Source organism: Micromonospora sp. NPDC020750, assembly GCF_044334565.1.
GTDB lineage: Bacteria > Actinomycetota > Actinomycetes > Mycobacteriales > Micromonosporaceae > Micromonospora.
In genome coordinates, this window is the sequence record NZ_JBIRTH010000001.1 from 66,934 (window position 1) to 79,569 (window position 12,636).

At 71.9% G+C, this 12,636-nt stretch carries 11 protein-coding genes; 9 read left to right on the top strand and 2 right to left on the bottom strand.

Annotation, left to right across the window (positions count from 1 at the left end; all coding sequences use genetic code 11):
• Positions 1-50: 50 nt before the first annotated feature.
• Positions 51-1,088 carry a hypothetical protein gene (locus ACH4T9_RS00350; RefSeq protein WP_396669057.1) on the top strand — a complete coding sequence of 346 codons (1,038 nt, stop codon included), beginning with the start codon at positions 51-53 and terminating at the stop codon, positions 1,086-1,088.
• Positions 1,089-1,340: 252 nt separating this feature from the next.
• On the opposite strand, the gene ACH4T9_RS00355 is transcribed toward ACH4T9_RS00350, so the two are convergent.
• Together ACH4T9_RS00355 and ACH4T9_RS00360 are read right to left on the bottom strand one after the other, a co-directional pair.
• A complete protein-coding gene (locus tag ACH4T9_RS00355; RefSeq protein WP_396669058.1) occupies positions 1,341-3,473 on the bottom strand; it encodes a protein kinase in 2,133 nt (710 codons plus the stop codon).
• Between the two features lie 73 nt (positions 3,474-3,546).
• Entirely contained in the window at positions 3,547-3,936 is a 390-nt protein-coding gene (locus ACH4T9_RS00360; protein WP_396669059.1) for a hypothetical protein, read from the bottom strand.
• Between the two features lie 196 nt (positions 3,937-4,132).
• Here ACH4T9_RS00360 and ACH4T9_RS00365 point away from each other — a divergent pair, with 196 nt between their 5' ends.
• The 8 genes from ACH4T9_RS00365 (at position 4,133) to ACH4T9_RS00400 (ending at position 12,527) form a co-directional block, all read left to right on the top strand.
• Positions 4,133-4,933: a Scr1 family TA system antitoxin-like transcriptional regulator gene (locus ACH4T9_RS00365; RefSeq protein WP_396669060.1), complete on the top strand. Its 801-nt coding sequence runs from the start codon at positions 4,133-4,135 to the stop codon at positions 4,931-4,933.
• Positions 4,924-5,112 (top strand): DUF397 domain-containing protein, encoded by a 189-nt coding sequence (locus ACH4T9_RS00370; protein ID WP_396669061.1) that lies wholly within the window; start codon positions 4,924-4,926, stop codon positions 5,110-5,112. Before ACH4T9_RS00365 ends, ACH4T9_RS00370 begins: the two co-directional genes overlap by 10 nt.
• Before the next feature lie 106 nt (positions 5,113-5,218).
• A complete protein-coding gene (locus tag ACH4T9_RS00375) occupies positions 5,219-5,686 on the top strand; it encodes a DUF4442 domain-containing protein (protein ID WP_396669062.1) in 468 nt (155 codons plus the stop codon).
• 78 nt (positions 5,687-5,764) lie between these two features.
• A complete protein-coding gene (locus ACH4T9_RS00380; RefSeq protein WP_396669063.1) occupies positions 5,765-6,517 on the top strand; it encodes a beta-phosphoglucomutase family hydrolase in 753 nt (250 codons plus the stop codon).
• A complete protein-coding gene (locus tag ACH4T9_RS00385; RefSeq protein ID WP_396669064.1) occupies positions 6,514-8,886 on the top strand; it encodes a glycoside hydrolase family 65 protein in 2,373 nt (790 codons plus the stop codon). The genes ACH4T9_RS00380 and ACH4T9_RS00385 overlap by 4 nt, the downstream gene beginning before the upstream one ends.
• A gap of 147 nt (positions 8,887-9,033) precedes the next feature.
• Positions 9,034-10,716 (top strand): ribulokinase, encoded by a 1,683-nt coding sequence (araB, locus tag ACH4T9_RS00390; protein WP_396669860.1) that lies wholly within the window; start codon positions 9,034-9,036, stop codon positions 10,714-10,716.
• Complete coding sequence (locus ACH4T9_RS00395; protein ID WP_396669065.1) at positions 10,713-11,405, top strand: L-ribulose-5-phosphate 4-epimerase; 693 nt, start codon at positions 10,713-10,715, stop codon at positions 11,403-11,405. The genes araB and ACH4T9_RS00395 overlap by 4 nt, the downstream gene beginning before the upstream one ends.
• Before the next feature lie 123 nt (positions 11,406-11,528).
• Positions 11,529-12,527: an ABC transporter substrate-binding protein gene (locus ACH4T9_RS00400; RefSeq protein ID WP_396669066.1), complete on the top strand. Its 999-nt coding sequence runs from the start codon at positions 11,529-11,531 to the stop codon at positions 12,525-12,527.
• The last annotated feature ends 109 nt before the right edge of the window (positions 12,528-12,636 follow it).

Consider the following 12,636-nt stretch of genomic DNA (forward strand, 5'->3'; position numbering starts at 1 on the left):
CGGTCAGCGGACCTCGTCCACAGTGCACGGTGTGAGAAAGGGGTCCGCCAGTGTCGGCTGACCGTCCCAGCCCGCTCGTCATCGAGCGCATCCTGCGCGACCGGCAGGGCATCTGGCAGCAGATCGTGGCCGACCGCGATCTCAACGGCCTCACCATGCGGATGCTGGCCAGCTCCGGCATCGCCCTCGCCTGCTACGGCGCGGTGCTCGGCGCGTTCCACAGCGTGCTGATGGCGCTGACCTCGGCGGTCAAGCTGCCGCTGCTGTTCCTGGTCACGCTCGCCATCTGCCTGCCCACGCTCTACCTGTTCAACCTGGTCTTCGGGGCCCGACTGTCGGTGCGACAGTCGCTGGCGCTGGTGATGGTGGCGGTCACCGTCACCTCTATGCTGGCCGTGGCGTTCGCGCCGATCAGCCTCTTCTTCCTGATCACCGCGCCCGACTACGGCTTCTTCAAGCTGCTCAACGTCGCCATCCTGACGCTGAGCGCGGTGGTCGGGCTGCGCTTCCTGACCGGTGGCATGCAGGTGCTCAACGCCCACGGCCTGCTCACTCCGGCCTCGGCTCCCGCCGTTGCGGCCCCGGCTCCCGCCCCGGTCGCGCCTCCCGCCGTTGCGGCCCCGGCTCCCGCCCCGGTCGCGGTCGGCACCACGTCGGCCCTGGCTCCCGCACCGGCCACGCTCGGCGTCAACGGAACCGCCGACGAGGCCGCCGTCCAGCCCGCGCCCGCCCTGGCGGTCGCGGCCCCCGCCCCGGTGGCCGTCGTGCCCGGGGCTGTCGTGCCCGGGGCCGTCATGCCCGGGGCCGTTGTGCCCGGTCACCCCGGGCCGGGGCTGCTTCCCGCCGGGTATCCGCCGGCGCAGTACCGCCACTGGCCCGAGCCGCCGGTCCGCCGACCGGCTGCCGAGCGCCCGGCGAGCATGACCCTGCTGTACGTGTGGATCCTGCTCTTTGGCTTCGTCGGCACTCAGCTCGCCTGGACGCTGCGTCCGTTCTTCGGCAGCCCCGGTGAGGGGTTCGCCCTGTTCCGCAGCATCGAGGGCAACTTCTACGCCGAGATCATCCGCACCATCGGCCACCTCTTCTAGCGAGAGCTTCCACCCTTCGGGGTGCTGTGGGCGTCGCACCGTGATCGTCTGCTGACTTTCGAGACGACACGCCGGGGCGAGTTCTCCATAATCAGCAGACGATCACGTCGGGGCAGGCCCGCTCCGGGCGTTCGGGCTTACTCCCTGCGCGGGCGGGCCCTGGCATGGTCTGGGTCCGTACGAACGAACCCCACACCGAGTCGACAGCGCCGAGCCGAACCGGGGCGGGCCGACTTCGACACATGGCCTGACCTAGCCGACGTGCCACTTCTGATTCTCGCTGCCGTTGCAGTCCCAGATGTTGAGCCAGACACCGTTGGCGGGGTCGCCGCCGGGCACGTCGACGCATTTGGCCGGGACCGTGCCGAGGCTGACCAGGTCGCCCGCGCTGTTCAGGTCGAAACGCTGCCTCGCGCTGCCCGTGCAGGTGGCGATCCGTAGGTGTGGGCCGTTGCTGGTGTCCGAGATCTCAAGGCACTTGCCCACCACCCGAAGCGTGCGGTCTGCGGCGAGGGTGAATTGCTCCCCGGCGGCGCCGTGGCATTCCCATGTCTGGATTTTGGCAGTTGTGGTCGGGGAGCTGTCCGGTACGTCGATGCACGTGCCGCTGCCGTTGTTGATGATGGGTCGGTTGGTGAACCGGGGCTTTGCCGAGGTGCTGCTCTTGGCGGGCCTCGGTGACCTGGGCGGGGTGACGCTGACGCGAGGAGAGGGCGAAACGCTCCTGCTCGGCCTGGCAGACGTCGATGCTCCGCCCGGTGACGCCTGTGCGTGCTGCGCGCGGAAGCTCCCCAGGATCAGTGCGAGAGCATCCTGACCGGCCGCCCACGCATTGTCCGGTGTGGTCCATTCGATCGTGTACGCCTGGCCGTTCTCGGCGACGAAGGTGCGGCTGAGGACGTGCATCCGCATCCCGCCGGCGTCGGCGTAGGTCCATTCGCGGTCCACCGCCCGCGCCCGGTAGTTCACCTTGTGGAGGTGAACCGGTTTGTAGTCCGGATACCTTCCGGTCTTGCGGTCCGCCGCCTCTGCGTCCCGGGCGTCCGCCAGGAGATCGGCCTTCGGCGCGCCGAGAGCGTCGATGGCCAGCACGCGACGGCTGTTCAGATCGTGGAACTCGACGCGCGTGCCGTCGCGGAGCTGCTGCCAGCCGTCCGGGACCGGTACCGAGAAGCCGGGATCCTGGGTGTAGTAGTGCCATCCGGCCATCGGCGCGTGGGTCGGTGAAGCCGACGTGCCGAGCACCGGGTCGTGCTTGGCGTCGTCGGCCAGGGCGTTGCTGATGAGCGGTTGAACCGCGATGACGCCGACCAGGGCCACGGCCGCGACGGCGGCGATCAGCCAGCGATTTCGCCTCGTGGCGGCGGTGGTCGTGGTGGCGGTCGGTGTCTGGGCCGGCCTGTCCGGCGGGGCCGTGGTGACGGACGGCTTCGGGGTCGACTCGTCCTGCGTCGCCGTCCTCGCCGTCGTGCTCGTCGGTGTCGTGCTCGTCGGTGCCGTGCCCGCCGGTGTCGTGCCCGTCGGTGTCAGGCTCGCCGCCGCCTGCGCTGGTGCCAGGGACGGTCCCTCGGGTACCGCCTGACGCAGGAGCCGTTCGGCTTCCTCGGCGTCGATCCGCCGGCTCGGGTCCTTGCGCAGCAGCCCTTCGAGAGCCGGGGTCAGCGCGCCCGCGCGCTGGGGTGGCGTCGGCGGATCGGTCGCGATGGCGGCCACCGTCGCGACCGCCGACGACCGCGCGTACGGCGGTCTCCCCTCCACGGCGGCGTAGAGCGTTGCGCCGAGCGACCACAGGTCGGCCGCAGGGCCGATCACGCCGTCGGTGAGCCGCTCCGGCGGAAGGTACGAGGGCGAACCGAGCACGATCCCGGTTCGGGTCATGCTCGGGTCGTCAGGTGCGGTGGCCAGCCCGAAGTCGGTCAGCACCACCCGGCCGTCATCGGCGAGCAGCACGTTCGCCGGCTTGACATCCCGGTGCAGCAGTCCGGCCCGGTGGGCGGCGCGCAGCGCGGCGAGCAGGGCCAGGCCGATCCGCGCCACCTGGGCCGGCGTCAGCGGGCCGCTCTCGGCCAGCACCGCGTGCAGCGACCGGGAAGGGACGAACTCCATCACGATCCAGGGCTCGCCGTCGGCATGCAGCACGTCGAAGATCCGTACCACATTGCTCTGGTCCAGCCGCGCGATCGCCCGCGCCTCGCGCATGGACCGCTCGCGCATCTCCCGCCGCTCGTCGTCCGTCAGGCCCGGTGGCGGCAGCAGTTCCTTGATCGCCACATCCCGGCGTAGCGTCTCGTCGCGGGCCAGCCAGACCCGTCCCATGCCGCCCTGCCCGAGGGGCCTGACAAGCCGGTATCGGCCGGCGATCGAACGCTGTGGAGTGTCGGACACAGCCAGGACCGTACCTGCGCGGCGTTCGAACTTTTCGCCCGGGCAGTTGCCCGAAAAGCGACAGTCAGATCCATCACCCGTGCCCGGTGGGGCGGCCAGGGCCGCGTCCGTCGTCGGCGGGGCCCACGGCCGGTCGGCGATACGGCCCCCAGGCCACGAACCGGGCGAACAACTCGCCCGGGGCGGGTCCGTCGTCCGGGTTGAGCCGGTACAGGTCCCGGACCGCCTCGTAGTACAACCCGCTCAGGTAGATCGACAGGCCGATCTGGTTGTCGGCGTAGTCCACCTTGAGCAGCAGCCGGGCCTCCGCACACGGCCAGGGCTGCCCGCAGGCGCGGCAGCACCACAGGGGGCGCAGCGGCGTGTGGGGTCGGGCGTGCGGCGGGTACGCCCGGGGGCGGTCCGCCTTCGGCCCGTCGCCGGGCTGCGGGAGCTGGTGGCTGATCACGTGGGTCTCCTTCATCGGCGGGAGGGGGCCCGCCCCGCCAGGGGGAGTGGAGGGACGGGCCCGTGCGGTCGCGCCGCGTTCCCGGGGGTGGAAGCGGCAGCGGCTCCGCTGCGTGACAGTGTGCTGACAGCGGGGCTACTGTCGGAAGCCGTTCCGCCCCCACCAGCCCGGCCGTCCGAATCGGCCGGCGCACGTGTGCAGAGGTGTGCAGATGAACCGGATGCCCATGTTGGAACTGTTCGCCGGGGAGCTGCGCCGCCTGCGGTCCGGCGCGGGCCTGTCGCAGGAGGCCCTCGGCGAGCGGGTGAACTACTCGGCGTCGCTGGTGGCGGCGGTCGAGCAGTGCCGCCGCCCGCCCCGGGAGGAGTTCACCCAGCGCTGCGACGAGGCGCTGCGGGCCGACGGGCTGCTGCTCCGGATCCGGGAGACGCTGGTGCGGGAGAGCCTGATGCCGTGGTTCCGCGAGTGGGTGACCATCGAGCAGGAGGCGACCGCGCTGCGCAGCTTCGAGCCGCTGGTGGTGCCGGGCCTGCTCCAGACCGAGGGGTACGCCCGCGCGCTGTACGAGGGGGCGGCCCAGCTCGTCGGCGACGCGATCGAGCAGCCCCTCGCCGCTCGGCTGGCCCGGCAGGCAGTGCTCGACCGGCCCGCCCCGCCGCAGCTCGTGGCGGTGCTCGACTACACCGTGCTGGAGCGCCCGGTCGGCGGCCCCGACGTGATGCGGGAGCAGTTGCGGCACCTGGTCGAGGTGGGCTGCCGGCCCCGGGTGCACCTGCACCTGGTGCCGCGCGGCGTCGGCGCGTACCCGGGGCTCAACGGCGCGTTCGTGCTCGCCACCCCGCCCGACAGCGACGACGTCGGCTACCTGGACAACCAGTTGCAGGGCACCATCGTGGAGCGCACGGCGGACATACACTCGCTGCGGCAGGTGTGGGAGTCCGTGCGGGCGGAGGCGCTGCCGCACGGGGCCACGCTAACGGCGATCTCGGAGGCGGCGGAGGTATGGACCTGACTGGCGCGGTCTGGCGCAAGAGCACCCGTAGCAGCGGCAACCAGGGCAACTGCGTCGAGGTGGCCGACAACCTCCCCGGGGCGGTCGGGGTGCGGGACAGCAAGGATCGGTGGGGGCCGGCGCTGGTGTTCGCCCCGGCGAGCTGGTCGGCGTTCGTCGCGTACGCGAAGCATCGCTGAGTCCCGGTCCCGGTCCCGGTCCTGGTCGGGGCGGCCGCCTTCGCGTTGACAACCACAGGGGCTGAGCGCCCTTGCCGGTCAAGTTACCGAGGAGTAACATTCGGGCATGACCATCGACTCACGCCAGGTCGCCGCAGGCATGCTGGAGGCGGTGCCGTTCGCCCGGACCCTAGGGGTCGAATTCGTCGAGGTGGCCCCCGAGGCGGAGGGCGGCGTGCGCGCCGTGGTCCGGCTGCCCGACTCGCCGGCCACCCACAACCACGTCGGCGGTCCGCACGCCGGGGCGATGTTCACCCTCGGCGAGACCGCCTCCGGCGCGGTGGTGCTGGCCGCGTTCGGCCAACTCCTCGACCGCGCGGTGCCGCTGGCCGTGCGCGCGGAGATCGCGTACCGGAAGCTGGCGATGGGGCCGGTGCGGGCCACCGCGCGGCTCGGCCGGGCGGCGGCCGAGGTGATCGCCGAACTGGACGCCGGCCGGCGGCCCGAGTTCCCGGTCGAGGTCGAGATCGCCACCGAGGACGGCACGCCGACCTCGGCGATGACCGTGGTCTGGACGCTGCGCCCCAACCGCTGAGCGTGTCGCCACCCCGGCTCCCGCGCGTCGTGGGGTGAATCCGGTTTGCCGGGTCCGGCCGGTGGATAGATTCGTACCGTGCTGGGCCTGCCTGATCATGTGACCGCCTGTCTCTTCGATCTGGACGGCGTGCTGACCCAGACCGCCCGGGTGCACAACGTGGCGTGGACGCAGACGTTCGACGCGTTCCTCCGGCGGCACTCAGCGGCCAGCGGTGAGCCGTACCTGCCGTTCGACCCGGGACCCGACTACAACCGCTACGTCGACGGCCGGCCCCGGGCCGACGGGGTGCGTTCCTTCCTGGCCTCCCGGGGGATCACCCTGCCCGAGGGCGGGCCCGACGACCCGCCGGAGGCGGACACCGTCAACGGGGTGGGCAACCGGAAGAACATCGTCCTGCTGGAGCGGCTCCGCACCGACGGGGTCGAGGTCTATCCGGGCTCGGTGACGTACCTGAAGGCGACGGCCGACGCCGGCCTGCGCCGCGCGGTCGTCTCGGCGAGCGCCAACTGCCGGCAGGTGGTCGCCGCCGCCGGGCTGGAGCCGCTGCTGGAGGCCCGGGTGGACGGGGTGGTCGCCCGCGAGCGGGGGCTGCGCGGCAAACCGCACCCGGACACCTTCCTGGCCGGGGCGAAGCTGCTCGGGGTCGAGCCGGCCCGCGCGGCCGTTTTCGAGGACGCGCTGGCCGGCGTCGCCGCCGGCCGGGCCGGCGGGTTCGGCTACGTGGTCGGCGTGGACCGGGTGGGGCAGGCCGAAGAGCTGCGCGCGCACGGGGCGGACGTCGTGGTGACGGACCTCGGCGACCTGATCGACAGGGAGACACCCGCATGATCCGTGAACGCGCCTACCCGGTGGAGCCCTGGCACATCCGGGAGACCCGCCTCGACCTGGACGTGCTGGCCCAGTCCGAGTCGGTCTTCGCGCTCTCCAACGGGCACATCGGCCTGCGCGGCAACCTGGACGAGGGCGAGCCCCACGGCCTGCCCGGCACCTACCTGAACTCCTTCTACGAGCTGCGCCCGTTGCCGTACGCCGAGGCGGGCTTCGGCTTCCCCGAGTCCGGCCAGACCATCGTCAACGTCACCAACGGCAAGCTGATCCGGCTGCTGGTCGACGACGAGCCGCTCGACGTCCGGTACGGCGAGCTGCTCGCCCACGAGCGGATCCTCGACCTGCGGGCCGGCACCCTGCACCGGGAGCTGCACTGGCGTTCCCCGGCGGGCCGGGAGGTCAAGGTCCGCAGCACCCGGCTGGTGTCGTTCACCCAGCGGGCGGTCGCCGCCATCAGCTACGAGGTGGAGGCGGTCGACGGGCCCATCCGGCTGATCCTCCAGTCCGAGCTGGTGGCCAACGAGACCCTCCCGGCGCAGAGCCGCGACCCCCGGGTTGCGGCGGTGCTGGAGTCGCCGTTGGTGGCCGAGGAGGAGCTGACCACAGGCGGCGGCGGTCTGCTGATCCACCGGACCAAGGTCAGCGGCCTGCGGGTGGCCGCCGCCATGGACCACGACGTGCAGGGCCCGGAGCGCACCACTGTCCAGTCGGAGGGGTACGAGGACTGGGTCCGTACCACCGTCGGGTGCGTGCTCAAGCCCGGCGAGACGTTGCGGGTGGTCAAGTACCTGACGTACGGCTGGTCGAGCAAGCGGTCGCTGCCGGCGCTGCGCGACCAGGTCGGCGGGGCCCTCGCCGCGGCCCGCCTGGACGGCTGGGACGGGCTGCGCCGCGAGCAGCGGGAGTACCTGGACGAGTTCTGGGACGCCGCCGACGTGCGGGTCGAGGGCGACCCGGAGGTGCAGCAGGCGGTGCGGTTCGGCCTGTTCCACGTGCTCCAGGCCGGTGCCCGGGCCGAGCGGCGGCCGATCTCCGCGAAGGGCCTGACCGGCCCCGGGTACGACGGACACGCGTTCTGGGACACCGAGATGTTCGTGCTGCCGGTGCTCACCTACACCCAGCCGGGCGCGGTGCGTGACGCCCTGTTCTGGCGGCACTCCACCCTGGAACAGGCGCAGGACCGGGCCCGGACGCTGAACCTCGCCGGCGCGGCCTTCCCGTGGCGCACCATCGAGGGGCCGGAGTCGTCGGCGTACTGGCCGGCGGGGACGGCCGCGTTCCACATCGCCGCCGACGTCGCCGACGCGCTGCGCCGGTACATGCTGGTCACCGGGGACGAGGGGCTGGCGCGGGAGATCGGCCTGGAGCTGCTGGTCGAGACGGCCCGGCTGTGGCGTTCGCTCGGGCACCATGACCGGAACGGCCGGTTCCACATCGACGGGGTGACCGGCCCGGACGAGTACACCGCGGTGAAGAACGACAACATCTACACCAACCTGATGGCGCAGCGGAACCTGCTCACCGCCGCCGAGTACGCGATGCGGTTCCGGGACGAGGCGACCGACCTCGGGGTGACCGAGGAGGAGGCGGCGGCCTGGCGGGACGCGGCGAACGCGATGTGCGTCCCGTACGACGACGAGGTCGACGTGCACGAGCAGGTGGACGGGTTCACCCTGCTCCAGGAGTGGGACTTCGAGCACACCCCCGCCGAGAAGTACCCGTTGCTGCTGCACTACCCGTACTTCGACCTGTACCGCAAGCAGGTGATCAAGCAGGCCGACCTGGTGCTCGCGATGCACTGGCGCGGCGACGCGTTCACCGACGAGGAGAAGCTGCGCAACTTCCTCTACTGCGAGCGGCGGACCGTGCGGGACTCGTCCCTGTCGGCGTGCACGCAGGCGGTGATGTCGGCCGAGGTCGGCTACCTGGAGCTGGCCCACCGGTACCTGCGCGAGGCCGCGCTGATGGACCTGCACGACCTGAACGAGAACACCCGCGACGGGGTGCACATGGCGTCGCTCGCCGGGGCGTGGATCGCCCTGGTCGCCGGGTTCGGCGGGCTGCGCGACCACGATGGGCTGCTGACGTTCGCGCCCCGGCTGCCGAGCGGGCTCACCCGGCTGGAGTTCTCCTTGCAGTGGCGGGGCATGCGGCTGCGGGTCGACGTCCGGCCGCACCAGACCACGTACGCGCTGCGGCACGGCTGCACCGACGACGTGGTGGAGCTGCGGCACCACGGCGAGAAGGTGCGGGTCACCTGCGCCGAGCCGGTCACCGTGCCGGTGCCGCCGTGCGACCAGCCCGGCCCCGAGCCGGAGCAGCCGCCCGGCCGGGCACCTCTGCTGCACCTGCCCGAGAAAGTCAGTTAGAGGCTGCGCCGGTCCGACGGAGCTTGGCGGTACCCGTGACGAATCCGGGCGGCACCAGGGTCTGTTACGGAGCCGTTGCGCACAGGTGTCTTGACGTGTATCCATGTGAACGCTAACACTATGCCCATCGAAGGTGTGGAGGCGAACATGAACCTTGTGGACGGAGCCGGCGAGCGCTACGTCGTCGGCGTCGACTTCGGCACCCTCTCCGGGCGAGCGCTGGTGGTGCGGGTCGGTGACGGCGCGGAGCTGGGGACTGCGGTGCACGAGTACCGCGACGGGGTCATCAGCGCGGCGCTTCCCGGCGGTCGGCCGCTGCCGCCGGACTGGGCGCTGCAGAACCCGGAGGACTACCGCGACGTGCTGCGGTACGCCGTCCCGGCCGCGGTGTCCGCCGCGGGGGTGGATCCCGCCGCGATCGTCGGCATCGGCGTCGACTTCACCGCGTGCACCGTGCTGCCGACGTTCGCCGACGGCACTCCGCTCTGCGAGGATCCCGAGCTCCGCGACCGGCCGCACTCCTGGGTGAAGCTGTGGAAGCACCACGCCGCGCAGCCGCACGCCGACCGGATCAACGCGCTGGCCCACGAGCGGGCGGAGCCGTGGATCGGCCGCTACGGCGGCAAGATCTCCGCCGAGTGGCAGTTCGCCAAGGGCCTGCAGATCCTGGAGGAGGACCCCGAGGTCTACCACCGGACCGAGCGTTTCATCGAAGCCGCCGACTGGATCGTCTGGCAGCTCAGCGGCACCGAGACCCGCAACGTCTGCACGGCCGGCTACAAGGGCGTCCGGCAGGACGGCCGGTACCCGTCCGAGGGCTTCCTGACCGCCCTCAACCAGGACTTCGGCACCTTCGTCACCAAGCTGGACGGTCCGCTGATGCCGCTCGGCGCCCGAGCCGGCGTGCTCACCGCCCGGGCCGCGACGTGGACCGGCCTGCCGGAGGGGATCGCGGTGGCCGTCGGCAACGTCGACGCGCACGTCACCGCCGCCGCCGCGCGGGCCGTGGAGCCCGGACGGCTCGTCGCGATCATGGGTACCTCCACCTGTCACGTGGTCAACGGCACGCACCTCGCGGAGGTGGCCGGGATGTGCGGCGTCGTCGACGGCGGCATCAGTCCTGGCGCGTGGGGTTACGAGGCCGGGCAGAGCGGAGTCGGTGACATCTTCGGCTGGTTCGTCGAGCATGCCGCCCCGGCCGGGGTCGCCTCGCACGAACGCCTCACGGAGCTGGCCGCCCGCCAGGCGGTCGGCGCGCACGGCCTGGTCGCCCTGGACTGGTGGAACGGCAACCGCTCGTTGCTCGTCAACCACGACCTCAGCGGGATGATCGTCGGCATGACGCTGGCCACCCGGCCGGAGGACATCTACCGCGCGCTGCTGGAGTCCACGGCGTACGGCACCCGGATGATCATCGAAGCGTTCGTCGAGGCCGGCGTGGCGGTTGAGGACCTGGTGATTGCCGGGGGACTCGCCTCCAACGAGCTGCTGATGCAGATCTACGCCGATGTGACCAACCGGCCGCTGAACATGATCGCCTCCGCGCAGGGGCCGGCGCTCGGGTCGGCGATACACGCCGCCGTGGCCGCCGGTGAGTACCCGTCGGTCCACGAGGCGTCGCGGGCGATGGGGCGGGTGCACGAGGCCGTCTACCGACCGGATCCCGGCCGGGCGCGTGTCTACGACGCCCTCTACGCCGAGTACCGGACGCTGCACGATCACTTCGGTCGCGGTGGCGACGACGTCATGCTCCGGCTGCGGGCGATCCGCAACGCGGCGGTCGGCACCACCGCCGCCACGCACCAGGCCGTGCTGGAGGTGGCCGCGTGAACGCCGAGGTGACCCGACAGATCGCCGAGCTGCGTGAGACCGTTGCCCACCTGCACGCCGAACTGGTCCGGTACCGCCTGGTCGCCTGGACGGCCGGCAACATCTCCGCGCGGGTTCCCGGGTGCGACCTCATGGTGATCAAGCCGAGCGGTGTCGGCTACGAGGAGCTCTCGGCGGACACGATGGTGGTGTGTGACCTCGACGGCGTCGTCGTCGAGGGGAACCTGGCCCCGTCCAGTGACACCGCCGCCCACGCCTACGTCTACCGGGCCATGCCCGAGGTGGGCGGGGTCGTGCACACGCACAGCGCGTACGCCACCGCCTGGGCCGCCCGGGGTGAGGCCATTCGGTGCCACCTCACCGCGCAGGCCGACGAGTTCGGTGGGGAGATCCCGGTGGGCCCGTTCGCCCTGATCGGCGGCGACGACATCGGCAAGGGCATCGTCACCACCCTCGCCGGGCACCGCTCGCCCGCGGTGCTGATGCGTAACCACGGCGTCTTCACCATCGGCCGCGACGCCCGAGCGGCGGTCAAGGCCGCGGTCATGTGCGAGGACGTGGCCCGTACCGCGCACCTGGCGCGCGCACTCGGGCAACCGCTGCCGATCCCGCAGGCCGACGTCGACGCCCTCCACCACCGTTACCAGAACGTCTACGGACAGCAACCGGTCTCACCGACGGACTGCTGAACGGCCCGCGCCGGCACCCGCCGGTCCCGCCCACCGGGGTCGCCAGCCCCAGCACCCGCGCACGCCGCTCTCCGCACGTCGGCGGTCGGCGCGACCACCACCACACCGAGCCAAGGAGATTCGATGAGAAGGTTGCGAACGTACTCCGCCTCGCGGCGCGCCGCCGCGGTCCTCGCCGGCGTGCTGCTCGTCGGCGGCATGGCGGCCTGCGGCAACAGCGACACCGGCGGGTCCTCGGACGACGGGAAGATCACGCTGGGCTTCTCCCAGGTCGGCGCGGAGAGCGGGTGGCGTACCGCGAACACCACCTCGATCAAGGAGGCCGCAGCCGCCGCGGGGGTCGAGTTGAAGTTCGACGACGCGCAGCAGAAGCAGGAGAACCAGATCAAGGCGATCCGGAACTACATCCAGCAGAAGGTGGACGTCATCGCCTTCTCGCCGGTTGTCGAGTCCGGCTGGGACACCGTGCTCAAGGAGGCCAAGGACGCCGGCATCCCGGTCATCCTGACCGACCGCTCGGTCGACTCGGCCGACAAGTCCCTGTACAAGACCTTCCTCGGCTCGGACTTCGTCAAGGAGGGCCGGCTCGCCGGGGAATGGCTGGTCGAGCAGAAGAAGACCGCGTCCGGCCCCGTGCACATCGTCGAGTTGCAGGGCAGCGCCGGCGCCGCGCCGGCCAACGACCGCAAGAAGGGCTTCGCCGAGGCGATCGCCACCAACCCGAACCTGAAGATCGTCGCCTCGCAGACCGGCGAGTTCACCCGGGCCGGCGGCAAGGCCGTGATGGAGCAGTTCCTCAAGGCCAACCCGAAGATCGACGTGTTGTTCGCGCACAACGACGACATGGGCCTGGGCGCGCTCGAGGCCATCGCCGCCGCCGGCAAGGTGCCCGGCAAGGACATCACCATCATCACGGTCGACGCCGTGAAGGACGGCATGCAGGCCCTCGCCGACGGGAAGTTCAACTTCATCGCGGAGTGCAGCCCGCTGCTCGGCCCACAGCTCATGGACCTGGCGAAGAAGGTCCACGCCGGCGAGGAGGTGCCGCCCCGGATCGAGACCGAGGAGACCACCTTCACCCAGGAGCAGGCCAAGGCGGCGCTGCCCGACCGCAAGTACTGATCCGACGCCGGGCCGCCGCGTTCGCGTGGCGGCCCGGCTGCTCGGCCCGATCACCCCCGCCGGACCGGGCCCGGCCCGCGGCCACCGGAGTCCCCGCGGGGACGACCGC

Bases quoted from the DNA above. Each gene is read 5' to 3' on its own strand.
- ACH4T9_RS00360 (WP_396669059.1), bottom strand. From the start codon at position 3,936: ATGAAGGAGACCCACGTGATCAGCCACCAGCTCCCGCAGCCCGGCGAC.
- ACH4T9_RS00365 (WP_396669060.1), top strand. From the start codon at position 4,133: ATGAACCGGATGCCCATGTTGGAACTGTTCGCCGGGGAGCTGCGCCGC.
- ACH4T9_RS00370 (WP_396669061.1), top strand. From the start codon at position 4,924: ATGGACCTGACTGGCGCGGTCTGGCGCAAGAGCACCCGTAGCAGCGGC.
- ACH4T9_RS00375 (WP_396669062.1), top strand. From the start codon at position 5,219: ATGACCATCGACTCACGCCAGGTCGCCGCAGGCATGCTGGAGGCGGTG.
- ACH4T9_RS00385 (WP_396669064.1), top strand. From the start codon at position 6,514: ATGATCCGTGAACGCGCCTACCCGGTGGAGCCCTGGCACATCCGGGAG.
- araB (WP_396669860.1), top strand. From the start codon at position 9,034: ATGAACCTTGTGGACGGAGCCGGCGAGCGCTACGTCGTCGGCGTCGAC.
- ACH4T9_RS00400 (WP_396669066.1), top strand. From the start codon at position 11,529: ATGAGAAGGTTGCGAACGTACTCCGCCTCGCGGCGCGCCGCCGCGGTC.